The 23,531-nt window shown below is 69.4% G+C and carries 20 protein-coding genes; 14 read left to right on the top strand and 6 right to left on the bottom strand.

Annotated features, from left to right (window positions below):
- The first annotated feature begins 152 nt into the window (after window positions 1–152).
- From ACGFIF_RS23410 to ACGFIF_RS23395, 4 genes are all read left to right on the top strand, one after another.
- Window positions 153–947 carry an electron transfer flavoprotein subunit beta/FixA family protein gene (locus tag ACGFIF_RS23410; protein ID WP_393157225.1) on the top strand — a complete coding sequence of 265 codons (795 nt, stop codon included), beginning with the start codon at window positions 153–155 and terminating at the stop codon, window positions 945–947.
- 14 nt (window positions 948–961) lie between these two features.
- Window positions 962–1,918 (top strand): electron transfer flavoprotein subunit alpha/FixB family protein, encoded by a 957-nt coding sequence (locus tag ACGFIF_RS23405; protein WP_393157224.1) that lies wholly within the window; start codon window positions 962–964, stop codon window positions 1,916–1,918.
- A gap of 264 nt (window positions 1,919–2,182) precedes the next feature.
- A complete protein-coding gene (locus tag ACGFIF_RS23400; RefSeq protein ID WP_393157222.1) occupies window positions 2,183–4,972 on the top strand; it encodes a cation-translocating P-type ATPase in 2,790 nt (929 codons plus the stop codon).
- Complete coding sequence (locus tag ACGFIF_RS23395; RefSeq protein WP_393157221.1) at window positions 4,969–5,898, top strand: PPK2 family polyphosphate kinase; 930 nt, start codon at window positions 4,969–4,971, stop codon at window positions 5,896–5,898. The genes ACGFIF_RS23400 and ACGFIF_RS23395 overlap by 4 nt, the downstream gene beginning before the upstream one ends.
- Before the next feature lie 31 nt (window positions 5,899–5,929).
- Here the strand turns inward: ACGFIF_RS23395 and ACGFIF_RS23390 are convergent, their stop codons facing one another.
- Together ACGFIF_RS23390 and ACGFIF_RS23385 are read right to left on the bottom strand one after the other, a co-directional pair.
- On the bottom strand, window positions 5,930–6,406 hold the full coding sequence (locus ACGFIF_RS23390) for a pyridoxamine 5'-phosphate oxidase family protein (RefSeq protein ID WP_393157219.1): 477 nt from the start codon (window positions 6,404–6,406) through the stop codon (window positions 5,930–5,932).
- A gap of 11 nt (window positions 6,407–6,417) precedes the next feature.
- On the bottom strand, window positions 6,418–7,017 hold the full coding sequence (locus tag ACGFIF_RS23385) for a dihydrofolate reductase family protein (RefSeq protein ID WP_393157217.1): 600 nt from the start codon (window positions 7,015–7,017) through the stop codon (window positions 6,418–6,420).
- A gap of 120 nt (window positions 7,018–7,137) precedes the next feature.
- Between ACGFIF_RS23385 and ACGFIF_RS23380 the strand changes: the two genes are divergently transcribed.
- The 5 genes from ACGFIF_RS23380 (at window position 7,138) to ligA (ending at window position 15,517) form a co-directional block, all read left to right on the top strand.
- Entirely contained in the window at window positions 7,138–9,747 is a 2,610-nt protein-coding gene (locus tag ACGFIF_RS23380) for an ATP-binding protein (RefSeq protein WP_393157216.1), read from the top strand.
- A 48-nt stretch (window positions 9,748–9,795) separates the two neighbouring features.
- Window positions 9,796–10,998 carry a cysteine desulfurase family protein gene (locus tag ACGFIF_RS23375; RefSeq protein ID WP_393157215.1) on the top strand — a complete coding sequence of 401 codons (1,203 nt, stop codon included), beginning with the start codon at window positions 9,796–9,798 and terminating at the stop codon, window positions 10,996–10,998.
- Window positions 10,998–12,092 (top strand): tRNA 2-thiouridine(34) synthase MnmA, encoded by a 1,095-nt coding sequence (gene mnmA / locus ACGFIF_RS23370; RefSeq protein ID WP_393157213.1) that lies wholly within the window; start codon window positions 10,998–11,000, stop codon window positions 12,090–12,092. The genes ACGFIF_RS23375 and mnmA overlap by 1 nt, the downstream gene beginning before the upstream one ends.
- A gap of 238 nt (window positions 12,093–12,330) precedes the next feature.
- A complete protein-coding gene (locus ACGFIF_RS23365; RefSeq protein WP_393157212.1) occupies window positions 12,331–13,311 on the top strand; it encodes a methionine synthase vitamin-B12 independent in 981 nt (326 codons plus the stop codon).
- A gap of 76 nt (window positions 13,312–13,387) precedes the next feature.
- Window positions 13,388–15,517, top strand: coding sequence for an NAD-dependent DNA ligase LigA (gene ligA, locus ACGFIF_RS23360; protein WP_393157210.1), 2,130 nt, complete (start codon window positions 13,388–13,390; stop codon window positions 15,515–15,517).
- A gap of 78 nt (window positions 15,518–15,595) precedes the next feature.
- Here ligA and ACGFIF_RS23355 read toward each other — a convergent pair whose 3' ends face one another.
- Window positions 15,596–16,033, bottom strand: a complete 438-nt coding sequence (locus ACGFIF_RS23355) for a hypothetical protein (protein ID WP_393157208.1) — start codon at window positions 16,031–16,033, stop codon at window positions 15,596–15,598.
- Window positions 16,034–16,114: 81 nt separating this feature from the next.
- Here ACGFIF_RS23355 and ACGFIF_RS23350 point away from each other — a divergent pair, with 81 nt between their 5' ends.
- The gene (locus ACGFIF_RS23350; RefSeq protein ID WP_393157207.1) at window positions 16,115–17,101 is read left to right on the top strand and encodes a hypothetical protein; all 987 of its coding nucleotides are present in this window, start codon (window positions 16,115–16,117) and stop codon (window positions 17,099–17,101) included.
- A 20-nt stretch (window positions 17,102–17,121) separates the two neighbouring features.
- Window positions 17,122–17,346: a hypothetical protein gene (locus tag ACGFIF_RS23345; RefSeq protein ID WP_393157206.1), complete on the top strand. Its 225-nt coding sequence runs from the start codon at window positions 17,122–17,124 to the stop codon at window positions 17,344–17,346.
- Window positions 17,347–17,408: 62 nt separating this feature from the next.
- Here ACGFIF_RS23345 and ACGFIF_RS23340 read toward each other — a convergent pair whose 3' ends face one another.
- Window positions 17,409–18,056, bottom strand: a complete 648-nt coding sequence (locus ACGFIF_RS23340) for an ACT domain-containing protein (protein WP_393157205.1) — start codon at window positions 18,054–18,056, stop codon at window positions 17,409–17,411.
- Window positions 18,057–18,313: 257 nt separating this feature from the next.
- Here ACGFIF_RS23340 and gatC point away from each other — a divergent pair, with 257 nt between their 5' ends.
- From gatC to gatB, 3 genes are read left to right on the top strand one after another with little or no spacing between them, the layout of a single operon-like run.
- Window positions 18,314–18,610, top strand: a complete 297-nt coding sequence (gene gatC / locus ACGFIF_RS23335) for an Asp-tRNA(Asn)/Glu-tRNA(Gln) amidotransferase subunit GatC (protein WP_132212685.1) — start codon at window positions 18,314–18,316, stop codon at window positions 18,608–18,610.
- Complete coding sequence (gene gatA / locus ACGFIF_RS23330) at window positions 18,610–20,115, top strand: Asp-tRNA(Asn)/Glu-tRNA(Gln) amidotransferase subunit GatA (RefSeq protein WP_393157203.1); 1,506 nt, start codon at window positions 18,610–18,612, stop codon at window positions 20,113–20,115. The genes gatC and gatA overlap by 1 nt, the downstream gene beginning before the upstream one ends.
- A complete protein-coding gene (gene gatB, locus ACGFIF_RS23325) occupies window positions 20,112–21,608 on the top strand; it encodes an Asp-tRNA(Asn)/Glu-tRNA(Gln) amidotransferase subunit GatB (RefSeq protein WP_393157201.1) in 1,497 nt (498 codons plus the stop codon). The genes gatA and gatB overlap by 4 nt, the downstream gene beginning before the upstream one ends.
- A gap of 120 nt (window positions 21,609–21,728) precedes the next feature.
- On the opposite strand, the gene ACGFIF_RS23320 is transcribed toward gatB, so the two are convergent.
- Together ACGFIF_RS23320 and ACGFIF_RS23315 are read right to left on the bottom strand one after the other, a co-directional pair.
- The gene (locus ACGFIF_RS23320) at window positions 21,729–22,265 is read right to left on the bottom strand and encodes a general stress protein (protein WP_393157199.1); all 537 of its coding nucleotides are present in this window, start codon (window positions 22,263–22,265) and stop codon (window positions 21,729–21,731) included.
- 98 nt (window positions 22,266–22,363) lie between these two features.
- Window positions 22,364–23,530: a PQQ-dependent sugar dehydrogenase gene (locus ACGFIF_RS23315; RefSeq protein WP_393157197.1), complete on the bottom strand. Its 1,167-nt coding sequence runs from the start codon at window positions 23,528–23,530 to the stop codon at window positions 22,364–22,366.
- Window position 23,531 lies beyond the last annotated feature (1 nt).

Genomic DNA, 23,531 nt, shown 5'->3' with positions numbered 1-23,531 from the left:
CTGCGTAGTCCGGTTCGGCTAAGCAGGTCAGGGTCAAGGTTCGTGCGGGCTGCGGCGAACTGTGATGGGACTCGCACGGGATTATGTTTCTCGCGAGTAACATCCGTGGCAGGCTTGGGAGAGACCGTTAACCAGAAGGGGTCCCACACGCTATGAAGATCGTCGTCTGCGCGAAGTTCGTGCCGGATGCCACCGCGGACCGCCGCTTCCGCCCGGAGGACAACACGGTGGACCGTGCCGGTGTCGACGGGCTGCTGTCCGAGCTGGACGAATATGCCGTCGAGACCGCTCTCACTGTAAAAGAGAACGACGGGGACCCTGGGGACACAGTGGTGACCATCCTCACGGTCGGCCCGGAGCAGGCCGCCGACGCGGTGAAGAAGGGTCTCCAGATGGGTGCCGACGCCGGGGTCCACGTGCTCGACGACGCGATCCACGGGTCCGACGCGGTGGCCACCTCGCTGGTGCTGTCGAAGGCGCTGGCCAAGCTCGAGGCCGATCTGGTCGTGTTCGGGATGGGGTCGACCGACGGCTCGATGGGTGTCGTCCCGGCGATGGTGTCGGAGCGGCTCGGGCTGCCGGCCGTGACGCTGGGCTCGGAGGTGACCGTCGACGGCCAGACCGTGCGGATCCGGCGGGACGGCGACACCGCGAGCGACACGGTCGAGGGCACCCTGCCGCTGGTGCTGAGCGTTTCGGACCAGGCCAACGAGCCGCGGTACCCGTCGTTCAAGGGCATCATGGCCGCGAAGAAGAAGCCGGTGGAGACCTGGTCGCTGGCCGACCTGGAGCTCTCGGCGGATCAGGTCGGCGGCTCGTCCGCGTGGACCGAGGTGGTCGAGGTGACGGCCCGTCCGCCGCGGACCGCCGGCACGATCGTCACCGACGAGGACGGCAGCGGCGCTGCCCAGCTCGTCGAGTTCCTGTCCACCAACAAGTTCCTCTGAGGGGCGATCAGTTCATGTCGAACGTTCTGGTTCTCGTTGACCACACCGGTGGCAAGGTCCGCAAGACGACTGCGGAGCTGCTCACCATCGCCCGTCGGCTCGGTGAGCCGGTCGCGGTCTACATCGGCGAGGGTGTGCAGGACGCGCTGCCGGCGCTGGGGCAGTACGGCGCGACCAAGGTGATCGCGCTGACCAACCCGGAGCTGACCCAGTTCCTGGTCGCGCCGAAGGCCGAGGCGCTGCAGCAGGTCGCGGCCAAGATCGAGCCGGCCGCGATCCTGATCTCGTCGTCCGCGGAGGGCAAGGAGATCGCCGCCCGGCTGGCGGTCAGGCTGGACTCCGGCCTGATCACCGACGCCGTCGACGTCCAGGCGGGCGATGGCGGCCCGGTGACGACGCAGTCGGTGTTCGCCGGCAACTACACGGTCCAGGCGAAGGTCACCCACGGCACGCCGATCATCACGGTCAAGCCGAACGCGGCCACCCCGGAGGCGGCCGAGACCTCGCCGGAGGTGGAGGAGTTCGACGTGTCGATCTCCGACGTCGCGAAGACGGCGCGCATCACCGAGTCCAAGCCGCGCGAGGCGACCGGTCGTCCGGAGCTGACCGAGGCCGCGATCATCGTGTCGGGCGGTCGTGGGACCGGCGGTGACTTCGGTCCGGTCGAGGCGTTCGCCGACTCCCTCGGTGCCGCGGTCGGTGCGTCCCGGGCGGCCGTCGACTCGGGCTGGTATCCGCACGCCTACCAGGTCGGCCAGACCGGTAAGACCGTGTCGCCGCAGCTGTACGTCGCGGCCGGCATCTCCGGCGCCATCCAGCACCGGGCCGGTATGCAGACCTCGAAGACCATCGTGGCCGTCAACAAGGACGAGGAAGCCCCGATCTTCGAGCTGGTCGACTTCGGCGTCGTCGGCGACCTGCACAAGGTCCTCCCCGCCGCCACCGAGGAAGTCACCAAGCGCAAGTCCTGACCACCCCGGCTGGGTCCCTTCCCCCCGGGACCCAGCCACCCCATCCGGAGCTCACCCCTCAAGCTCCGGCCCCCGACGGCCCGGCTCGGCCCCCCTCCCGAGCCGGGCCGTCGCATGTCCGGTACGTCGTGGGTTCGTCGAGCAGGATCAGGTCCGTGCCCTGGCCTAGCTGCGGGCTCGTCCGCGCGGGGTGATGCACAGCGCTTCGGTGGGCGGTCGACTGGTGGACCCGAGGGGACGGAGACACCGGTGAGCGAGATCGGCATGACAGCGTCTTCAGTGACCGGAGCCGAGGCTCCGCCGTACGCGCTCGCGGCGGAGGCGGTGGTCGCCGCGGCCTCGTCCGACGCCGTGTCCGGGCTGTCCGGGAGCGAGGCGACGAGCCGGCTCTCGTCGTACGGGCCGAACGAGATCGCCGCGGAGAAGCCGCCCTCGGTCTGGGTCATCGCGGCGCAGCAGCTGCGCGACCCGATGAACATCATGCTGATCGCCGTCGTGGTCGTGAGCCTGCTGATCGGGGAACTCTCGACCGGGATCGTCGTCGCCCTGCTCATCCTGCTGAACGTCGGACTGGGCACCCGGCAGGAGCTGGCGGCCCGGGCCAGCGTCGATGCCCTCGCCAATCTGCAGGTACCGCAGGCGCGGGTCGTCCGCGCCGGCGACATTTCGATGATCGCGGCCACCCAGGTGGTTCCGGGCGACATCGTCCAGCTCGAGGCAGGCGACATCGTGCCCGCCGACGGGCGCATCATCGGGTCCGCGACGCTGGAAGCGCAGGAGGCGGCGCTCACCGGCGAAAGCGCGCCGATCGCCAAGGGCGCCGGCGCGCTCGAATCCGCCGAGGTCGGTCTGGGCGACCAGACCAACATGCTGTTCCAGGGCACCTCGGTGACCCGGGGCACCGGCACGATCGTGGTCACCGCGACCGGCATGCAGACGCAGATGGGCCGGATCGCGACGATGCTCAGCTCGGTGACGCGTACCCGGTCACCGCTCCAGCGCGAGCTGGACTCGCTGACGAAGGTCCTGGGGATCATCGCCTGGGGAGCGGTCGCGGTCATCGTGGTGGTCGGCATGATCCGCGGAGTACCCGGCAAGGACCTGCTGCTGCTCGGCACCGCGATGGCCATCTCGGCCCTCCCGACCGGTATGCCGGCCTTCGTCTCGGGCCTGCTCTCGCTCGGCGCGAAGCAGTTGGCCGAGGCCAAAGCCGTGGTCAAGAATCTCACCGACGTCGAGACTCTCGGTGCGACCAGCGCGATCAACACCGACAAGACCGGGACGCTGACGTTGAACCAGATGATGGTCTCGACGCTGTACGCGAGCGGGTCGTGGTTCACCGTCGACGGGGAGGGTTACCGCAAGAGCGGCGCGATCCGTTCGGTGGCCGGCATTCCCGTGCCGGACTTCACCCGCCTCGCCCTCGGACTGGCCCTCGACAGCGACGCGGTGGTCGGCGACGACGGATCGGTGATCGGCGACCCGACCGAGGCGGCACTGGTGGTGCTGGCCGCCAAGCTCGGCATCGACGCGGAGGAGACCCGGCGGAGCTATCCGCGGCTGTCGGAGGTTCCGTTCGACTCCGAGTACAAGTTCATGGCGACGTTCCACCGGGTGAAGGTCGACGGTGTCGAGCACGTCATCGAGCTGATCAAGGGCGCGCCTGACGTCGTGGTCGCGCGCTGCAGCCAGGCGGGCGGACCGCTCAGCGGCTCGCAGGTCCCGATCGCGCAGTCGCGGGCCGGCATCGACGAGGCCAACGTACGGATGGGGCAGAAGGGCCTGCGCGTCCTCGCGTTCGCGGCCCGGCTGGTGACCGACGACGAGTTGGCCGCGATGACCGATGATCCGATGTCCCTGACCGAAGGGCTGTCGTTCGTCGCGTTGGCGGGCATCATCGACCCGCTCCGGACGGAGGCGAAGGGCGCGGTCGGTACGGCGCTCACGGCCGGCATCGACGTACGCATGATCACCGGTGACCATGCAGTCACCGCGCAGGCGATCGGCGCGGAGCTGGGCCTCGGTCCCGGCGCGATCAGCGGCACGGAACTGCTGGCGCTCACCGACGAGCAACTGAAGCAGCGGTTGCCCGAGTTGCACGTGTTCGGGCGGGTCACCCCCGAGGACAAGCTGCGCCTCGCCCGGGCGATGCAAGAGGAGGGCATGATCGTCGCGATGACCGGTGACGCGGTCAACGACGCGGCCGCCCTCAAACAGGCCGATATCGGGGTGGCGATGGGCAGCGGCAGCGAGGTGACCAAGCAGGCCGCGCGGATGGTGCTGACCGACGACAACTTCGGCACCCTCGTCCACGCTGTCGAGATCGGGCGGCGCGTCTACGACAAGGTCGTCTCGTACGTGCGCTACCAGATGACGCAACTGCTGTCGCTGATCCTTCTCTTCCTCGGCGCCACTGTGTTCAACATCAACGACGGGGTGGCGATGACTCCGTCGATGGTGCTCTTCCTGTTGTTCTTCGCCACCGCCATCGGCGTGGTCATCATCGCTGTCGACCCCGGTGATCCCGACGTCATGCACCGGCCACCGCGCGACCCCGGCGTACCGATCACGAACCGGAACGCTGTGATCAGGTGGGTCGCCTATGCCTTCGTGCTCTTCCTGGCCGCTGGGGCACCCCTGGTGGCCGGTCCGGACGACCCCAGTACGACGCAGGGCACCGTCTCGATGACGATGACGTTCGTGGTGATGGGTCTGGGGACCACGTTCAACGCGGTCGTCAACCGGCGCGACCCGACCAGCGGCTTGACGCCACCGATCGTGAAGGCGCTGGCGATCGGCCTGATCCCGCTGGTGCTGCTGCTCCTGGCGACCCAGCTCCCGACGCTCCAGAGCGGGCTGCTCACCGTCTCACTCAGTCCTCGCCAGTGGCTCACCTGCATCGGCCTGGCCGCACTGCTTCCGATCGTCGTCGAGTTGGACAAGGTGATCAGGCGGCGCCGGCAGCGGATGCCGGCGGCGCTCAGCCCGGAGCACGCCGTCGCGCCGGCGCGTGCCTGGCGCGCACCCTCGGAGGCAGGAGGCACAGAGAAATGACATCTCGCGAGCAACGGATCGCCGACTTCATCGAGCCGTTCCGGGTCGAACCGGGCTCGAAGGTCAAGCTGTCCAGGGACTTCGAACCGGACTTCCGGGGCGTGATCCGTTCCAAGAAGCGCGGTCGCCAGCTGCTGGACCAGGGCATCGACCTGTTGGCCGAGTATCAGTCCCGGCTGTATGCGCAGCACACCCACGGTGTGCTGGTGGTGCTGCAGGCGCTCGACGCCGGTGGGAAGGACGGCACCATCCGCCACGTCATGACCGGGGTCAACCCACAGGGCGTGTCGGTGCACAGCTTCAAGGTCCCCTCCAGCGAGGAGCTGGATCACGACTACCTGTGGCGGTACGGACTGCGCCTGCCGGCCCGGGGTGAGGTCGGAATCTTCAACCGCTCGCACTACGAGGAGGTCCTGGTCGTCCGCGTGCACCCCGAACTCCTCGACCGGCAGAGACTTCCGCGGGGCACCCGCCAGGGGCTCTGGAGACGGCGCTATCGCGAGATCAACGAGTGGGAGCGAACCCTCACCGACAACGGCATCAAGGTCGTGAAGCTCTTCTTGAACCTCTCCAAGGAGGAGCAGCGGATCCGTTTCCTGCGGCGGATCGACCTGCGCGACCACAACTGGAAGTTCTCCGCGGCCGACATCCGCGAACGGGAGTTCTGGGACGACTACCAGCGCGCGTTCTCGCGGATGCTGTCCAACACGAGCACCGAGTGGGCGCCGTGGTACGTGATTCCCGCCGATCGCAAGTGGTACGCGCGCATCGCCGCCGCCGCGGTGATCGCCAACACCCTGATCGAGATCGATCCGCGCTATCCCAAGGTCGGCAAGGACGCCCGGAGGTCGCTGCAGGAGATCAAGACCGTCCTCGAGGCACAGGCCCCGGAAGGCGCGGCGGCCGATCCGTTCGAGCAGAAATGAGGCCCGCCGGGGTGTACGTGGTTGGTGCGGGCTAGTCCCAGACCGGGCGGCGGGAGTCGATGCCGGTGCCGTACTCGGGGTCCCGGCCCCGGATCAGGACCCAGTGACTGGTGGCGCGGGCTCGGTAGAGGCGGAGGTCGGCAGGCGCGCGGAGCTCGTCGGGGGTGAAGGTTCGGAGTTCGCCGAGGCGGGCGGAGTAGAAGGCCGCGCAGTGGTCGAGTTCGTCGTCGGGGACGAGTTCGGCGTGCGCGCGCAGGTAGACGGCTGACGCCTGCCCGACGGGGACGCTGGAGTCGAAGATGGCGATGCTGACGTTGGCGTTCCGGGCGACGTTGCGGGAGTGCTCGGCGTCCGGGGACGAGACCCAGTAGAAGTCGGCGTGGCCGTCCGGGGTGAAGTAGACCGGGGTGACCCAGGGGAGGCCGTCGGCGTCCACGGTGCCGAGGGCCATGTACTTGTTCGCTTCGATGACCGCGGCGGCGCGCTGGTCGAGGATCTCCTGTGACATGACAGCTCCTTTCAGGCCACGTCGTAGGTGAGGTGGGCCGCGGCCGGGGTGACGGCGGCGTCGCGCTGGATCAGTCGGACGGGTGCGATCGCCGTACGTTCGAACAGCGGGGTGCCGTCGCCGAGGACGATCGGCACCAGGTGGATGCGTACCTCGTCGACCAGGCCCGCGTACAGGTACTGGCGGCAGAGGTGACCGCCTCCCATGATCATCACGTCCTTGTCGCCGGCCGCCTCCTGGGCGCGTTCCAGCGCCCGGTGGATCCCGTCGGTGACGAAGTCGAACCAGCCCTCCAGCCGGACTCGGGCCGGCTGGTGCGACGTGACGACGAAGATCGACGGCCGCTCCGCGTCGGCAGTCGCGCCGGGGTCGCCGCCGGTCCAGCCGTCCGGCCCGTCGACGAAGTCGAACGTCCGGCGGCCCATCAGTACGGCGCCGACGTCGGCCTGGGTCCGGTCGAGCGCCTCGCGGTCGGCGTCGGTCCGGTCATCGGCCACGATCCAGTCGTGCAGGGGCTCGCCGCCGACGCCGAGGCCGTGCGCGAGGTCCGCACCGGGGCCGGTCACGAATCCGTCCAGCGACATGGTGATGTCCAGCAGCACGCGTCCCATCGTCTTCTCCGTTCGCTTGAGTGACTGTGCCACCAGACTGTGAGCCGGCGGTACGGGTTGTCTTCCGTGGTCACCACTGATCCACCACGGAGCGCACCGTGGCCCGGGCATGATGGGCCCGTGACTGGTCCGACGGAGGTGTCCGCGCGCGAGGCCGAGGTGCTGGCCGCGCTCGCCGGCGGGCGCTCCAACGCCCAGATCGCGCGTCACCTGCACATCAGCGTCCGCACGGTCGAGAGCCACGTCTCGTCGTTGCTGCGCAAGTACGGCGTTGTCGACCGCCACGAACTGGCCGGCTTGGCCGAGACCGAACACCGTGGATTCACCGTGCTCGCGAGCCCTGGTACGACGTTCGTCGGACGGGAGCACGAGCAGACCGAACTGCTTGCCGCCCTGGGCAGCAACAGGCTGGTGAGCCTCCTCGGCCCAGGTGGTGTCGGCAAGACCCGCCTGGCTCTGCGCGTCGCGGCCGAGGTCGGCGGCAACTATCCGTACGGCGGTGCCTTCGTGGACCTGGTCCCGGTCCGCCCGGGGTTTGTCGTGGCTGCGGTCGCCGAGGGGCTCGGCGTACGGGAACAGCCGCCGCAGACGTTGATCGACGCGGTCCTGGAGCGCCTGCAGCGCGGGCGGACTCTGGTCGTGCTCGACAACTGTGAGCACCTGGTCGAAGAGGTCGGCGACCTGGTTGCCCGGATCCTGACCCAGGCGCCGGAGACCGCCGTACTCGTGACCAGCCGGGAGCGGATCGGTGTGGCGGGGGAGCGGCCTGTGCAGCTCGGGCCGCTGGCGCTGGGGTCCGAGGCGGAGCAGTTGTTCCGGGACCGGGCTGCGTTGGTCGCGCCAGAGCTTGCGGCTGACGAGGAGGTGGCTGCACAGCTGTGTGCTGGGCTGGACGGCGTACCGCTGGCTATTGAGCTTGCTGCAGCCAGGGCTGGTTCGCTGGGACCGGATGGGTTGCTGGCCGCGCTTGACGACCGGCTGCGGCTCCTGGTCGGCGGACGCGGGCCGAACGAGCGGCACCACTCGCTGGCGCAGGTGATCGGTTGGAGCTACGAGCTCCTGGACGATGCCGAGCGGGCGCTGTTCCGGCGGCTCGGTGTCTTCGTCGGCGGGTTCGACCTCAGTGCTGCATCAGACATGAGCCCAGTCAGTAGCCGCGGTGCGGTGAGCGACCTGCTGGGACGCCTGACGGACAAGAGCCTGCTGCACCGCTCGCAGTACGACGGCACGAGCCGGTGGCGCATGCTCGAGACGATCCGGGCCTTCGCACTGGACGAGTTGCACCGATCCGGCGAGTACGACGAGGTCGCAGCACTGCACTTCGCTTGGGCCGAAAGCACCGCGGCCCGTTTGGAGGCGCGACTCGAAGCGGGAGAGGACTGGCGGACCGAGTTCGACCAGGTCACTGCCGACCTGCGCGCAGCGGTCGGCTTGCCGCGGCCCGACGTACGACGGTTGGCTCGACGACTCGCGCACCTGACGTTCGCGCGCAAGCGGTTCGTCGAGGCACGTGAGCACTACGTCCGCGCCGCTGCCCAGGCCACTGACGCCACAGAGTTGTACGACGACCTCCGCGACGCGGCGGACGCCGCACTGGCTGTTGCGGACGGAGCTCACGCCTACGAACTGATGATGCAGGTGGCGGCTCAGACCGACCACAAGCTCCGGCAGGACGCGTTGGCCTACGCAGTCACCATCCTGAACCGCTACGAAGCCGAGTTCCCCGAGGCGTCAGACCGGGGCGCCGACCTGCTGCCGGCCGAACCGGCTGGGGACAGCGTGCTGGTCGCCATCGCCCGGGCATGGGTCGTGCTTCCCGAGCTGGAGGCGGCGGAGGCCGCGGTCGCCGCCGCCCGGCAGGCGGGGGATCCGCTGGCGCTGATGAGCGCGCTGGACGTGTACTGCACGTCCGTCGCCACCGCGGGCCGGCTCCGGGACGCGCGGCGATCGGCCGAGGAGCGGTTCGAGTTGGCCGCATCGCTGCCGCACCACGATCCCCGGGCAGTCGCTGAGATCGTGGATGCGTTTCACGTTGCCTCGACCACCGCCGTGACGGTCGGTGACCTGACCGAGGCGGTCCGGCTGGCAGAGCTCACCGACGACCCGGTGCACGGGCACCCGTACATCACCGCACCGCGCAAGATCCGCGCCTTCGCCCTCAGCGGCCGGTTCGAGGAGGCCGTTCAGGCGGCGGACGTGATGTGGACGGGCTGGCGTGCTGCCGGCTGTCCGCCCCGGGCGTGGATGGCCTCCGCCGCTTCCGCCGCCGCCCTGGCTCACGGACTGCTCGGCACCGGGCAGGACCGCGTCTGGCAGGCTCGCGCGCTGGAGATCGCCCGCGTGAGCGACCCGGCCGATTCCCCGGGCCTGATGGCCACCGCTGCCTTCGTCGACGCGCGCCTGGCCCTCCACCTCCTCGACTCCGGAACGATCTCGGCCACGGTGGCAACCGCGGTCGAGCAAGCCTTTGCGGAGTTTCCCGAGCCGTGGTGGGTGCCGTACGCCCGCGCTGCCGGAGCCGAGCTGACAGTCACGGCCGGCTACCACGACGCTGAGCGGTACCTCGAGCTCGCCGAGACCGAGAACGCCTGGTCGGACGCCGTACTGCTGCGTGCGCGAGGCCGACTGACCCGGGACGGGGCCGTGCTCACCGAGGCGGCGGCCCGGTTCGAGCGGATCGGGGCGCGGTCCGAACACGCTCACACGCTGCGGCTGCTGTCCCACCGTTGAGGCCCGAGGAGCGGGAACAACGGTCGCGGACATACTCTTGAATCCGATATGACTTCCTCCGACCGTCGCACGGTGTACCTGGACCACGCGGCGACGACTCCGATGCTGCCGGCAGCGATCGAGGCGATGAGCCATCACCTCGCGCGCACCGGCAATGCGTCGTCCCTGCACGGCTCCGGTCGCGCCGCCCGCCGGACGGTCGAGGAGTCCCGCGAGGCGATCGCCGCCGCGCTGGGCGCACAGCCGAGTGAAGTGGTCTTCACCTCAGGCGGGACGGAGGCCGACAACCTCGCCCTGAAGGGGCTGTGGTGGGCCCGCCTGGCCGAGGACCCGCGCCGCCGCCGGATCCTGCTCAGCGGGATCGAGCACCACGCCGTACTGGACCCGGCCGTGTGGCTGGCGCAGCACGAGAAGGCCGAGATCGAGTGGCTGCCCGTCGACGAGCTCGGCCGGGTGCAGCCCGACGACGTACGGCGAGCCGTCGAGCAGGACCCCGAGTCCGTGTCCTTCGTCACGTTGATGATGGCGAACAACGAGGTCGGGACGATCCAGCCGGTCCAGGAGATCGCGGCGCTGGCCCGCGAGTACGACATCCCCGTGCACACCGACGCGGTGCAGGCGGTCGGTCAGGTACCGGTGGACTTCGCGGAGCTGGGTGTGGACGCGATGACGGTGTCGGCACACAAGCTCGGCGGTCCGTACGGGATCGGCGCCCTGATCGTGCACAAGGAGACGAAGCTGACGCCGGTCCTGCACGGTGGCGGCCAGGAGCGCGACGTACGGTCGGGCACGCTCGACGCGCCCGCGACCGCGGGCTTCGCGGTCGCCGTGGAGCATGCGATCAAGCACCAGGCGGACGAGGCGCGCCGGCTCGGGGAGCTGCGGGACGCCCTGATCAGCGGTGTCGTGAACACGATCGAGGGCGCGCAGCTTTCGGGTGACCCGACGGGCCGCTTGCCCAACAATGCACACTTGTCCTTCAGCGACTGCGAGGGTGACTCGCTGTTGCTGCTGCTCGACGCGCGTGGGATCGAGGTCTCCACCGGGTCCGCGTGCAACGCCGGGGTCGCCGAACCGAGCCATGTCCTGCTGGCCATGGGGTACGACGACCAGCGGGCGCGCGGGTCGCTCCGGTTCACCCTGGGGCACACCACCACCCGCGCCGACATCGACGCTGTCCTGGACAACATCGGACCGGTGGTGGAACGGGCCAAGTCCGCCGGTCTGCAGAACGTGGGAAGGAACACCTGATGCGGGTACTCGCAGCCATGTCCGGCGGGGTCGACTCCGCCGTCGCGGCGGCGCGGATGGCCGAGGCCGGGCACGACGTGGTCGGAGTGCACCTGGCGCTGAGCCGCAACCCGCAGTCGTATCGCAGTGGCGCGCGCGGCTGCTGCACCATCGAGGACTCCCGCGATGCCCGCCGGGCCGCGGACGTGATCGGCATCCCGTTCTACGTCTGGGACCTGGCCGAGCGGTTCCACGCCGACGTGGTCGAGGACTTCGTCAGCGAGTACGCCGCCGGCCGGACGCCGAACCCGTGCCTGCGCTGCAACGAGAAGGTCAAGTTCAGCGCCGTACTGGAGCGGGCGCTGGCGCTCGACTTCGACGCGGTCGCGACCGGGCACTACGCACGGATCGTCGACACTCCCGACGGCGCTCGCGAGCTGCACCAGGCGGTGGACCCGGCCAAGGACCAGTCCTATGTGCTCGGGGTTCTGACGCAGGAGCAGCTCAAGCACGCGTTCTTCCCGCTCGGCGACACGGTCAAGACCGAGGTGCGCGAGGAGGCCGAGCGGCGCGGGTTGTCGGTGGCGGCCAAGCCGGACAGTCACGACATCTGCTTCATTGCCGACGGCAACACTCCCGGCTTCCTGAGCAAGCACCTGGGCGAGGCGCCGGGTGACATCGTCGATGCGCAGGGCAACAAGCTCGGGGAGCACAAGGGCACGCACGGGTTCACCGTCGGTCAGCGCAAGGGCCTGCGGATCGGTACGCCGGCCGCCGACGGCAAGCCGCGGTTCGTGCTGGACATCAGCCCGGTGGACCGGACCGTGACCGTCGGATCGCGGGAAGAGCTCGCGGTCTCGGGGCTGATCGCGTCCAAGCCGCGGTGGTGTGGTCCCGCGCCGACCTCGGAGCTGCAGGTGAAGGCGCAGTTGCGGGCGCACGGCGAGCAGGTCGCCGTCACCGCGCGGCTCGAGGGTGACGAGGTGCTGGTCTCGTTCGACGAGCCGACGTCCGCGGTCGCGGCCGGTCAGGCGGTCGTCCTGTACGACGGCACCCGGGTGATCGGGTCGGCGACGATCGACACGGTGTCGCGGGTGGCGGCGCAGCACGCATGACTGTGCTTTTGGCCGGGCCTTCGGCGCCGGCGGGGTCATGGGGCTTTGACTCCCGGCCTTCCCTCGTCGCTCCAGTCGCTGCATTGAATGCCACGCCTCCGGCGCGGCGGGTCATGGGGCTGTTGCTCCCGGCCTTCCCTCGTCGCTCCAGTCGCTTCGCTCCCTACGCTCCTCAGTCCAGGCCGGGAGGCCCCATGACCGGGCTCCCTGCGCTCCTCAGTCCAGGCCGGGAGGCCCCATGACCACCACTGGCCTGGGTTCGCTGCCGGGTGACGACATCCGCGAGTGGACCAAGGTGCTGCTCGGCGCTGTCGACATACCGTTCCTCGCCGAGCTTCCGGCACGTCCGTACGGCGACATGCTCAGCCGCGCGGTCGCCGTACTGACTGAGCTTGCAGTCGACCTGCAGCCGGCTGGGTGGCGGCTCACTGGGGGTAGCGACCCTCGGGCGAGTATGGACCAGCGGCGGGCCCGTTCGGTGCTTGCTGAGGATCTGGACGTGCTCGAAGAGCTAGCGGACGGTTACACCGGGCCACTGAAGCTGCAGCTGACCGGACCGTGGACTCTGGCGGCTACGGTCGAGCTGCCGCGTGGCGACAAGGTGCTCGCGGATCACGGCGCTCGGCGGGACTTGGCCGAGGCGTTGACGCTGGGGCTTGGTGACCACGTGGCAGAGGTACGACGCCGGGTGCCTGGGGCGGAGGTCGTCGTACAGGTGGATGAGCCGGGGCTGCCCGCCGTACTCGCTGGAGCTGTGCCGACGGCGTCTGGGTGGAGCAAGCACCGCTCTGTGGACGGTCCGGGGGCTGTGGAGCTGCTGAGCCTGGTGACGGGTGCAGCACCCACTGTGGTCCACTGCTGCGCTGCACGGCCGCCGATCGAGGTGTTCACTAAAGCCGGTGCTACCGGAGTCGCCGTGGACATCTCCCTCCTCACCAACCCAGCCTGGGACCAGATCGCGGTGGCGGTGGAGGCCGGCACGACGCTCTACGCCGGTGTGGTCCCGACAACTGGTCCACTACCGAACCAGGAGCAGGCCGCCGCCCCACTGATCCGCCGCTGGCGAGAGCTCGGCCTCGACCCCGAGCTCCTGAAGAAGGTCGTCATCACCCCCGCCTGCGGCTTGGCCGCCTCCCCGTCAGTAGCCGACGCCCGAGCCCGCCTGAACCTCCTCCGCAAGATCACCGACGTAGTCGCCGAGGCAGCCGACAACACCTGATCCCTCAGCGGCACCCCCGCCGGAGGCGGCTGTCGTTTTCCCTCAGAACGTCGGTGCTCGGTTGTAAGTTTTGCTCATGAGTACGGAGATTCCGGAGACGACTGCCGCCGAACAGCCTGCTGCGCCGCCGGAGGTGCGTGAGCGGCATGCCGCCTTGAGCCAGGAGATCGAGGAGCACCGGGTCAGGTACTACCTGGCCACCTCGACCATCTCGGACGCGGACTTCGACGCGCTGATGCACGAGCTGCAAGGGCTCGAGGAGCAGTACAACGAGCTCCGGACCCCGGACTCGCCGACGCAGAAGGTCGGCGTACCGATCTCCACCCTCTTCACCGCGGTGCAGCACCCGACCCGGATGGAGAGCCTGGCGAATGCGTTCTCGGCCGAGCAGATGGAGGCCTGGGCCAAGCGGCTCGAGCGCGAGGTGACGGTCCAGCAGATCCACGACAGCGGCTTCCTGTGCGAGCTGAAGGTGGACGGGCTGGCGCTCGACCTGGTGTACGAGAACGGTCGCCTGGTCAGCGGCGCGACCCGCGGCGACGGCCGGACCGGTGAGGACGTCAGCCTGAACGTCCGCACCATCAAGAGCATCCCGAACGAGCTGAACGGCAAGGACCTGCCGTCCTTCCTGGAGGTCCGCGGTGAGGTGTACTTCCGGGTCGAGGATTTCGAGGAGCTGAACGCGCAGCTGGTCGAGGCGGGTAAGGACCCGTTCTCCAACCCGCGCAACAGCGCCGCCGGATCGCTGCGGCAGAAGGACCCGCGGGTGTCAGCGAGCCGCCCGCTGCGCTTCGTCGTCCACGGTCTGGGCCGGGTCGACGGCTATCACGTCGGCCGGCTGTCGTCGGCGTACGAGCAGCTCAAGGCCTGGGGCCTGCCGGTCAGCGACCGCGCCCGCAAGGTCGAGACCCTCGACCAGGTGAACGAGTTCATCGCGTACTACGGCGAGAACCGGCACTCCGTCGACCACGAGATCGACGGTGTCGTGGTCAAGGTCGACGAGGTCGACCTGCAGCGCGCGCTCGGATCCACCTCGAGCGCACCGCGCTGGGCGATCGCGTACAAGTACCCGCCGGAGGAGGTCACCACCAAGCTCCTCGACATCGAGGTGAACGTCGGCCGCACCGGCCGGGTCACGCCGTACGGGAAGATGGAGCCGGTCCGGGTGGCCGGCTCGACGGTCGAGTTCGCCACCCTGCACAACGCACAGGAGGTCAAGCGCAAGGGCGTCTGGATCGGCGACACCGTCGTACTGCGCAAGGCCGGTGACGTGATCCCGGAGATCCTCGGACCGGTGGTCGAGCTGCGCCCGGACGACGCTCGTGAGTTCGTGATGCCGACCGAGTGCCCCTCCTGCGGTACGACGTTGCGCCCGATGAAGGAGGGCGACGTCGACATCCGCTGCCCGAACTCGCAGTCCTGCCCGGCGCAGTTGCGGGAGCGGATCTTCCACCTGGCCGGGCGGTCCGGGTTCGACATCGAGGTGCTCGGGTTCAAGGCCGCGGACGCGCTGATCGGTGACGAGCTGATCACCGACGAGGGCGACCTGTTCGGGCTGACCGAGGAGGATCTGGCCCGCAGTTCGTTCTTCACCACCAAGGCGGGGTCCCTGTCGGCGAACGCCCAGCGCCTGCTCGCGAACCTCGAGACCGCCAAGACGCAGCCGCTCGCCCGCGGCCTGGTCGCGCTGTCGATCCGGCACGTCGGGCCGACCGCGGCGCAGGCGCTCGCCGCCGTATACGACGACATCGAGGCGATCCGGGCGGCCAGCGAGGAGGAGCTGGCCGAGATCGAGGGGGTTGGGCCGACCATCGCGCATGCGGTGATCGAGTGGTTCGAGGTCGACTGGCACCAGGCGATCGTCGACAAGTGGCAGGCCGCCGGCGTCCAGTTGCGTCAGGAGCGCACCGGGCCGAGCGTGCCGCAGACCCTCGCGGGTCTGTCGATCGTGGTGACAGGCACGGTCGAAGGCTTCAGCCGGGACGAGGCCACCGAGGCCATCGTCTCCCGCGGCGGCAAGGCGGCCAGCTCGGTGTCGAAGAAGACCTCGTTCGTCGTGGTGGGCGATTCGCCGGGCTCCAAGTACGACAAGGCCGTCCAGTTGGGGGTGCCCATCCTCGACGCCGCCGGCTTCCAGGTTCTCCTCGACGAGGGGGCCGAAGCCGCCACCGAGGTCGCCAGCACGCCCGAGCCTGGTGACGCCTAGCACGATCCCGCGCAGACCGGTGGATCCGTCGGCTCGGCTGAGCCGTCGGACTGTTAACTTTGCACGTCTAAACGTGGGTCAAAAGGAGCGAATATGACGACGCCGCCGCAGGGACCGTGGGGTCCTGGGCAGCCGGGGGGCCAGTCTGGCGGGCAGCAAGGGGGACAGGGAGGCCAAGGCGGTTGGGGCCAGCAGCCCCCCGCCCAGGGTGGCGGCGGTTGGGGTCAACGCCCCCAGCAGCCGCAGCAGCCCCCGCAGCAGGGCCAGCCCCCGCAGCAAGGCGGTGGTGGTTGGGGACAGCAGCAGCCCGGACGACCGCAGCCCGGTCAGCCGGCTCAGCCCAGCCAGGGTCAGCCTGGACGACCCGGTCCCGGCCAGGCGCAGCCAGGTCAAGGCCAGGGTCCTGGTCAGCAAGGCCAGCCCGGCGGCTGGGGGCAGCGTTCCCCGCAGCAGGGCGGTAGCTCCTACGAGCAGCAGCCGTGGAGCCAGCAGGGCGCGCAGCAGGGCGGCTGGCACCAGCAGCAGGGTCAGCCCGGCCAGCCGCAGTGGCAGCCGGGCGGCGGCTCCAAGGGACCCGGTGGGATCGGCAAGGACAAGATGCCGCTGTTGATCGGCGGTGGCGTGGTCGGCATCGTGCTGATCGGTCTGCTCGTCTTCCTCGGCGTCAAGGCGCTCGGCGGTGACGACGAGCCTGATGCGGGCCCGACCACCTCGCAGTCCAGCGAGCCGACCGGCAACCCGTCCAACGGCGGCGACAACGGCACGCTCGGCAACGCGACCGGTCAGGCCAAGACGGCGACCGAGAAGCTCCAGGGCAGCGGCTACCAGTGCAGCGACCTGTTCAACACCGGTCAGGGCGCGCACCGCGGCTGCTTCAAGTACGACGGCCCGACCGAGGCCGAGGCGATCTTCCAGTTCCAGCCGGACGGCACCATCCTCGGCGTCCTGCTGAAGTCGCAGAACGAGGACAACGTCAACAACGCGGCGGTCACCTTCGACGCGGCGCTGCAGGCGATCGGCAACGACACCTTCGGCGGCGACCAGGTCAAGAAGATCCAGGACGCGGTCAAGACCGGCCAGAAGTCGCAGAAGGTCGGCAGCACCTGGGGCGAGTTCGAGTTGCGCAACGACGGTGACGAGCTGCAGCTGTCCGGTGGCAAGTCCGGAGCGGACTCGCTCGACCTGCCGCGGAAGAGCTTCGACACCACCGAGGCCCAGCTGATCGCCGCGCTGAAGACCAAGAAGTACGTCTGTACGACGTCCTGCAGCAAGCAGGTCGGCAAGTACGGCTCGCAGCGGATCTACTCCTACGCCAGCAAGGGCGAGGGCATCCGGTCGCTGGAGATGAGCGCCTCGGGTGACCCCGAGGACGTCAAGACCGCGCTCCCGGCGGCGGTGAACGACGCGTTCGCGGCGCTGAAGGGTGAGGATGTGGCGGCGCTGAAGTCGTACGTCCAGGCGCACAACGACGGCAAGTCGTACTCTGCTTATGTGGCCGGATGGCGGGTCGAGATCATCGCCAACAACGAGGACTCCTACTCCTCGTCACGGATCTCGGTCAGCTACGAGACGTTCTACGTCTGAGCAGACGTGACGGGAGTCGGATGAAGTTCCCCAGGGAGAAGCGGGAGTCGCGGACGGTGGTCACGCCACCGCCCGAGGCACTCCAGCGCGTCGACGGCGGCGGTCCCTGGGGCCCGACCCAGTTCGATCTCCCGGACCGCAGCGGCAGCAACAGCCAGACGATCCTGATCGTCGTCCTGGTCGGCGTCGTCGTGCTGCTGATCCTGGCCGGTCTCTGGGTCTTCGCCTACTTCCGCTTCAGCTAGCAACGCGGAAAGCCTCCCTCTCCGGTTGACGGAGAGGGAGGCTTTTGCGCGTGTACGACGAGTTAGGCGGTGGCGCGGATGGTGACGGCGAGCGACGCCAGGTAGCTGAGCCGGGCGACTTCGGAGCCGAGGAACTCGGGGCCACCGCGGCGGCCGATGACGAGGACCCGGCGGCCGTTGTCCAGCGGCGCCGCGACCAGCACCGACTCGGCCAGACCCTTGTGGTGATCCGGGGCCGCGAGCGTGGTCGCCTTGTCCAGCGGCAGCCAGGCGTCGGTGACGTCACCGAACTCCGGCGTGGCACTCGTCTCCAGCGCGACCTTCACTTCGCTGCCGGTGCCGTCCAGCAAGGCGGCCCAGTCGGCGTGCAGGACGGCGGGTGACTGCTCGACCAGGATGTCGATCGCGTCCGCGGGGGCCGACGTCATCTGCTCGACGGCCTCGAGGTCCATGTGCAGTCCGCCGCCGGCGCCGTACCGGGAGAACCAGATGACCTCGACGCCGGCCACGCCGTTGCAGGCCGAGACGAGGCGGTCGGGCAGGACACCGGGCGGCAGGTCGACCACGATGTCGTCGACGGCGGTGCCGTTCTCCCGCCGGTGCTCGACGATCTCGATCGCGTGGATGTCGGCGTTCACCTCACCGAGAGCGGTGGCCACCGTGCCCAGCGAACCGGGACGGTCCGGGATGATCAATCGCAGCAGGAACACCGAACGATCATCTCCCAGCCGATCACCATGCGCGTAACGCCCTGTCGCCGCCAATGTTACAGAGCGGAACCCAGGGACACGCCCGGCCCTCTCGGCTGATGAGCTGTGCCCCGGTCTGCCCCACCCCGCCGCCCCGGTCCGGCACGCATTGTCCACAGCCTGGGGGATGAGGCAACACGAGCGTCACACCCGCCCACTAGGATGGCCGGGTCCGGTCGGAAATCAGCCGGTCATCCCGCGAACCATTGGATCAGTTCATGCCATCGATTACCCGCGAAGAGGTCGCGCACCTGGCGCGACTGGCGCGGATCGAGCTCACCGACGCCGAGCTCGACCACCTCGCACCCCAGCTCGACCAGATCATCACCTTGGTCGGGCAGGTCAGCCAGGTGGCCGCCGACGACATCCCGCCGACCTCGCACGCCCTGCCGCTCACCAACGTGATGCGCGAGGACGTGAATGTGCCGTGCCTCACGCCGGAGCAGGCGCTGTCCGGCGCGCCGGCCGCGGAGGAGCAGCGATTCCGGGTGCCGCGGATCCTGGAGGAGGACTGATGGCTGACCTGACGCGTAAGACCGCGGTCGAGCTCTCGGAGCTGATGACGTCCGGTCAGGCCAGCTCGGTGGAGATCACCCAGGCCCATCTGGACCGGATCGCCGCCGTCGACGACTCGGTGCGGGCGTTCCTGCACGTCGACACCGAGGGCGCGCTGGCCCAGGCCGCCGAGGTGGACAAGAAGCGGGTGGCCGGCGAGAAGCTCGGCCCGCTCGCCGGTGTCCCGCTGGCGCTGAAGGACGTGCTCACCCAGGAGGGTGTGCCGACCACGGCCGGCTCGAAGATCCTCGAGGGCTGGAAGCCGCCGTACGACTCGACCGTGGTCAAGCGGTTGAAGGCGGCCGGCATCGTCATCCTCGGCAAGACCAACATGGACGAGTTCGCGATGGGCTCCTCGACGGAGAACTCGGCGTACGGCACCACCCACAACCCGTGGGACCTGGGCCGCATCCCGGGTGGTTCCGGCGGTGGCTCCTCAGCGGCGATCTCGGCGTACGAGGCGCCCCTCGCGATCGGCACCGACACCGGCGGCTCGATCCGGCAGCCCGGTGCGTTCACCGGCACGGTCGGGGTCAAGCCGACGTACGGCGGGACGTCGCGGTACGGCCTGATCGCGCTGGCCTCGAGCCTGGACACTCCCGGCCCGTGTGCGCGGACGACGCTGGACACCGCGCTGCTGCACGAGGCGATCGCCGGGTACGACCCGATGGACTCCACCTCGATCAACCAGGCGGTTCCGCCGGTGGTTGAGGCGGCCCGGCGCGCGGATGTGAACGGGCTGCGCATCGGTGTGGTCAAGGAGCTCGGCGGTGAGGGCTACCAGCCGGGTGTCGAGGCACGCTTCCACGAGTCGGTCGAGCTGCTCACCAAGCTCGGCGCCGAAGTGGTCGAGGTGTCCTGCCCGCACTTCGAGTACGCGCTGCCGGCGTACTACCTGATCCTGCCGAGCGAGGCCTCGTCCAACCTGGCCAAGTTCGATGCGATGCGGTACGGGCTACGGGTCGGCGACGACGGCGAGAACAGCGCCGAGAAGGTGATGAGCATGACCCGCGAGGCGGGCTTCGGCGACGAGGTCAAGCGCCGCATCATGCTCGGCACGCACGCGCTGTCCAGCGGGTACTACGACGCCTACTACGGCCAGGCGCAGAAGGTGCGGACACTGATCCAGCGCGACTTCGCCAACGCCTACGAGCAGGTCGACGTGCTGGTCTCGCCGGCCACGCCGACGACCGCGTTCCCGATCGGCGACCGCGCCGACGACCCGATCGCGATGTACAAGAACGACCTCTGCACGATCCCGGTCAACCTGGCCGGTAACGCGGCGGCGTCGTTCCCGTGCGGTCTGGCCGACGAGGACAACATGCCGGTCGGCTTCCATGTGATGGCCCCGGTGATGCGCGACGAGCTGCTGTACCAGGTCGGCTCCGCGCTCGAGGCCGCCCTGGCCGAGCAGTGGGGCGGCGTCCTGATGGCACAGGCTCCGGAGCTGGAGGTGACCCGATGACCGCGGACGTCCTGGAGATCGACGAGGCGCTGGCGCAGTACGACCCGGTGATGGGCCTCGAGGTCCACGTCGAGCTGAACACGAAGTCGAAGATGTTCTGCGGCTGCCCGACCGAGTTCGGCGCCCCGCCGAACACGCAGACCTGCCCGGTCTGCCTCGGCCTGCCGGGTGCGCTGCCGGTGGTGAACGCCCGGGCGGTCGAGTCCGCGATCAAGATCGGCCTGGCGCTGAACTGCGAGATCGCCGAGTGGTGCCGGTTCGCCCGGAAGAACTACTTCTACCCGGACATGCCGAAGAACTTCCAGACCTCCCAGTACGACGAGCCGATCGCGTACAACGGGTGGACCGAAGTGGTGGTCGACGGCGAGACGTACCGGATCGAGATCGAGCGCGCCCACATGGAGGAGGACACCGGCAAGTCCACCCACGTCGGCGGCGCGACCGGCCGGATCCACGGTGCGTCGCACTCGCTGGTCGACTACAACCGGGCCGGTATCCCGCTGATCGAGATCGTCACCAAGACGATCGAGGTGCCGGCCGAGAAGGCCGCCGCGGTGGCGCGGGCGTACGTGAGCATGCTGCGGGACCTGCTGCTCGCGCTCGGCGTCTCCGACGTCCGGATGGACCAGGGGTCGCTGCGGTGTGACGCGAACGTCTCGCTGAAGCCCAAGGGTTCGTCGGTGCTGGGGACCCGGACCGAGACCAAGAACGTGAACTCGTTCCGCTCGGTCGAGCGCGCCATCACCTACGAGATCACCCGGCAGGCCGCCGTCCTCGTCGCCGGTGGCAAGGTCGTGCAGGAGACCCGGCACTGGCACGAGGACACCGGGATCACCACGTCCGGCCGGGAGAAGTCGGACGCGGAGGACTACCGGTACTTCCCGGAGCCGGACCTCGTTCCGGTCGCCCCGACCCGCGAGTGGGTCGAGGAGATCCGCTCTTCGTTGCCTGAGGCACCTTCTCTGCGGCGGGTCCGGCTGCAGGGGGACTGGGGCTTCACCGATCTGGAGATGCGCGACGTCGTGAACGGCAACGCGCTGGAGCCGATCGTGGCCACGGTCGAGCTCGGGGTGACGCCGGCCGCGGCGAAGAAGTGGTGGCTGGGTGAGCTGGCCCGGGCGGCCAACGAGTCGGGTCAGGACCTCGACGCGTTGGGTGTCGGCCCGGCCGAGGTCGCCGAGGTGCAGAAGCTCGTCGACGACGGCAAGCTCAACGACAAGCTGGCGCGGCAGGTCTTCGACGGCCTGGTCAAGGGTGAGGGCACGCCGGCCGAGATCATCAAGGCCCGCGGTCTTGAGCTGGTCTCGGACGACTCGGCTCTGATCGAGGCCATCGACCGGGCGATCGCCGCCAACCCGGACGTGGTCGAGAAGGTCAACTCCGGCAAGCCGGCCGCGGCTGGTGCGCTCATCGGCGCGGTCATGAAGGACATGCGCGGCCAAGCAGACGCGGCCAAGGTCCGCGAACTGCTGAACGCCAAACTGGGTATCTGAGCACCTGAGCCCGGACCCGGGTCAGCCAACCGGCTGACCCGGGTCTTTGCTTTCAGGCTGTCCCGGGTCCTGCTCTCAGGCCGGTCTCGGTCTAGCTTTCAGGCTGTCCCGGGGTCTGCTTCAGGCTGCGTCCTTGTGTTCGGTGTTTTCCTGCGGAGCGTCCGCGATGACCTGGCGTTCGACGCGGCCGTCGTCGTCCACGTCGGAGGCATCGGCGAGCAGGGTCCGGGCGACCGAGAGCTCCTCGACCGGGCAGCGGACCTCGAACCGGGTCGGCACCACCTCGGTCGCGACCACGTCCGGCCGGTTGCGGATCAGGCCGCGGAACAGTCCCCACAGCAGTCCGAGCAGGCCGCCGTACACGAAACCCCAGACGACCACGGCGAGCCCGGTCAGGCTGGTCTCCGCGACCAGCGTCACGAACACACCGGCCAGCAACCCGAGCACCGCGCCCTGCGCCGCACCGACAGCGGTCAGCTTGACGACTGGGACCCCCTGCCGTCGTCGCGCCTGCCGGAGATCAGCGCCGACGATACTCAGCGACCCCGCGTCCATCCCGTAACTTCGCAGATAATCCACTGTCCGCTGAGCATTCTCGATGCTGCTCACCGAAGCGATCACACTGCTGGGTACGACGGACACCTGATCGGGCCGCATGACTATCAGTCCTCCTCTGACCTGTGGGCTTCCTCCACAAGTACCAGACGACCAAAGCCTCTAAACGGTTGGCGAGGCCACAGCGTCAGATCGTCCGCTCAGCGGCTGATCGTCACCCGGAGGATGCGGTCGTCGCCGTTGCGGGTGTCGCCGCGGCCGTCGGTGTTCGACGTGGTCAGCCACAGCGATCCGTCTGGCGCGGCCTCGACCGTGCGCAGCCGGCCGAACTCGTTGGTGAAGAACGCCACCGGCTCACCCGTCCGCTTGCCCCCGGCAACCGGGATCGCCCACAACCGCTCACCCCGCAGCGACGCCATGAACACATGCCCCTGGGCGAACGCGATCCCCGACGGCGACGCGTCACTCGTCCGCCACTGCGCGATCGGGTCCGTCATCCCGTCGAGTCCTTCGATCCCCTCCGCGGCCGGCCAGCCGTAGTTCGCGCCGGAGGTGATCGTGTTCAGCTCATCCCACGTGTTCTGGCCGAACTCGGCGGCGTACAACTGGTTCCCGTCGAACGCGAGACCCTGCACGTTCCGGTGGCCCTTGGAGTACCACAGCCGGCCGCCCGGATTGCCCGGCGCGGCCTTGCCGTCGGTCGTGATGCGCAGGACCTTCCCGCCCAGTGACCCGTCGTCCTGTGAGTTCGGCCGGTCGGCCCCGTCACCGGTCCCGGCGTAGAGGAAACCGTCCGGCCCGAACCGCAGCCGCCCGCCGTTGTGGATCGACGCCTCCGGGATCCCGTCCAGGATCACCTGCTGGTCGCTGAGCCGGTTGTCCCGGTAGGTCAGCCGGGCGATCCGGTTGTCGCCGCCGGCGCTGTAGTAGGCGTAGATGTACGGGCGGCTCGGGTACTGCGGGTCGACCGCCAGCCCGAGGAGTCCGCCCTCCGATGACGGGTCCACGTCGTCGACCTCGCCGACCTCGGTCACCTGACCGCCGGCGACCCGCTTGATCTTCGCCGAGTCGCGCTCACTGACCAGCGCGCTCTGGTCGGGCAGGAACGCCAGCCCCCACGGCACCTCGATCCCGGTCGCCACCGTCGACGCCACGGTCAGCTTCACCGGCCCCTGCGCGGCGGTGGTGGTCCTCGGCGGAGTGGACGTCGTACCGGGGCTCGTCGGGGTGGGCGTCGTACTGGCCGAAGGACTGGTTGCCGTCGTCCCCGATGGTTCCCCGCCGTCACCGGAGCACCCGGCCGCGAGCGCGAGCGCGGTGACGACCACCGCGGTACGAGACCCCTGCCTGACCTTCGTCCTGACCACG

Origin of the sequence: Kribbella sp. NPDC049174 (assembly GCF_043197365.1) — a bacterium.
Lineage (GTDB): Bacteria > Actinomycetota > Actinomycetes > Propionibacteriales > Kribbellaceae > Kribbella.
This window is presented reverse-complemented; position numbering and strand designations above follow the sequence as displayed.

Bases quoted from the DNA above. Each gene is read 5' to 3' on its own strand.
- ACGFIF_RS23400 (WP_393157222.1), top strand. From the start codon at position 2,183: ATGACAGCGTCTTCAGTGACCGGAGCCGAGGCTCCGCCGTACGCGCTC.
- ACGFIF_RS23345 (WP_393157206.1), top strand. From the start codon at position 17,122: ATGAAGTTCCCCAGGGAGAAGCGGGAGTCGCGGACGGTGGTCACGCCA.
- ACGFIF_RS23385 (WP_393157217.1), bottom strand. From the start codon at position 7,017: ATGGGACGCGTGCTGCTGGACATCACCATGTCGCTGGACGGATTCGTG.
- ACGFIF_RS23365 (WP_393157212.1), top strand. From the start codon at position 12,331: ATGACCACCACTGGCCTGGGTTCGCTGCCGGGTGACGACATCCGCGAG.
- gatB (WP_393157201.1), top strand. From the start codon at position 20,112: ATGACCGCGGACGTCCTGGAGATCGACGAGGCGCTGGCGCAGTACGAC.
- gatC (WP_132212685.1), top strand. From the start codon at position 18,314: ATGCCATCGATTACCCGCGAAGAGGTCGCGCACCTGGCGCGACTGGCG.
- mnmA (WP_393157213.1), top strand. From the start codon at position 10,998: ATGCGGGTACTCGCAGCCATGTCCGGCGGGGTCGACTCCGCCGTCGCG.
- ACGFIF_RS23350 (WP_393157207.1), top strand. From the start codon at position 16,115: ATGCCGCTGTTGATCGGCGGTGGCGTGGTCGGCATCGTGCTGATCGGT.
- ACGFIF_RS23320 (WP_393157199.1), bottom strand. From the start codon at position 22,265: ATGCGGCCCGATCAGGTGTCCGTCGTACCCAGCAGTGTGATCGCTTCG.
- ACGFIF_RS23410 (WP_393157225.1), top strand. From the start codon at position 153: ATGAAGATCGTCGTCTGCGCGAAGTTCGTGCCGGATGCCACCGCGGAC.
- gatA (WP_393157203.1), top strand. From the start codon at position 18,610: ATGGCTGACCTGACGCGTAAGACCGCGGTCGAGCTCTCGGAGCTGATG.
- ACGFIF_RS23375 (WP_393157215.1), top strand. From the start codon at position 9,796: ATGACTTCCTCCGACCGTCGCACGGTGTACCTGGACCACGCGGCGACG.
- ligA (WP_393157210.1), top strand. From the start codon at position 13,388: ATGAGTACGGAGATTCCGGAGACGACTGCCGCCGAACAGCCTGCTGCG.
- ACGFIF_RS23405 (WP_393157224.1), top strand. From the start codon at position 962: ATGTCGAACGTTCTGGTTCTCGTTGACCACACCGGTGGCAAGGTCCGC.
- ACGFIF_RS23395 (WP_393157221.1), top strand. From the start codon at position 4,969: ATGACATCTCGCGAGCAACGGATCGCCGACTTCATCGAGCCGTTCCGG.
- ACGFIF_RS23390 (WP_393157219.1), bottom strand. From the start codon at position 6,406: ATGTCACAGGAGATCCTCGACCAGCGCGCCGCCGCGGTCATCGAAGCG.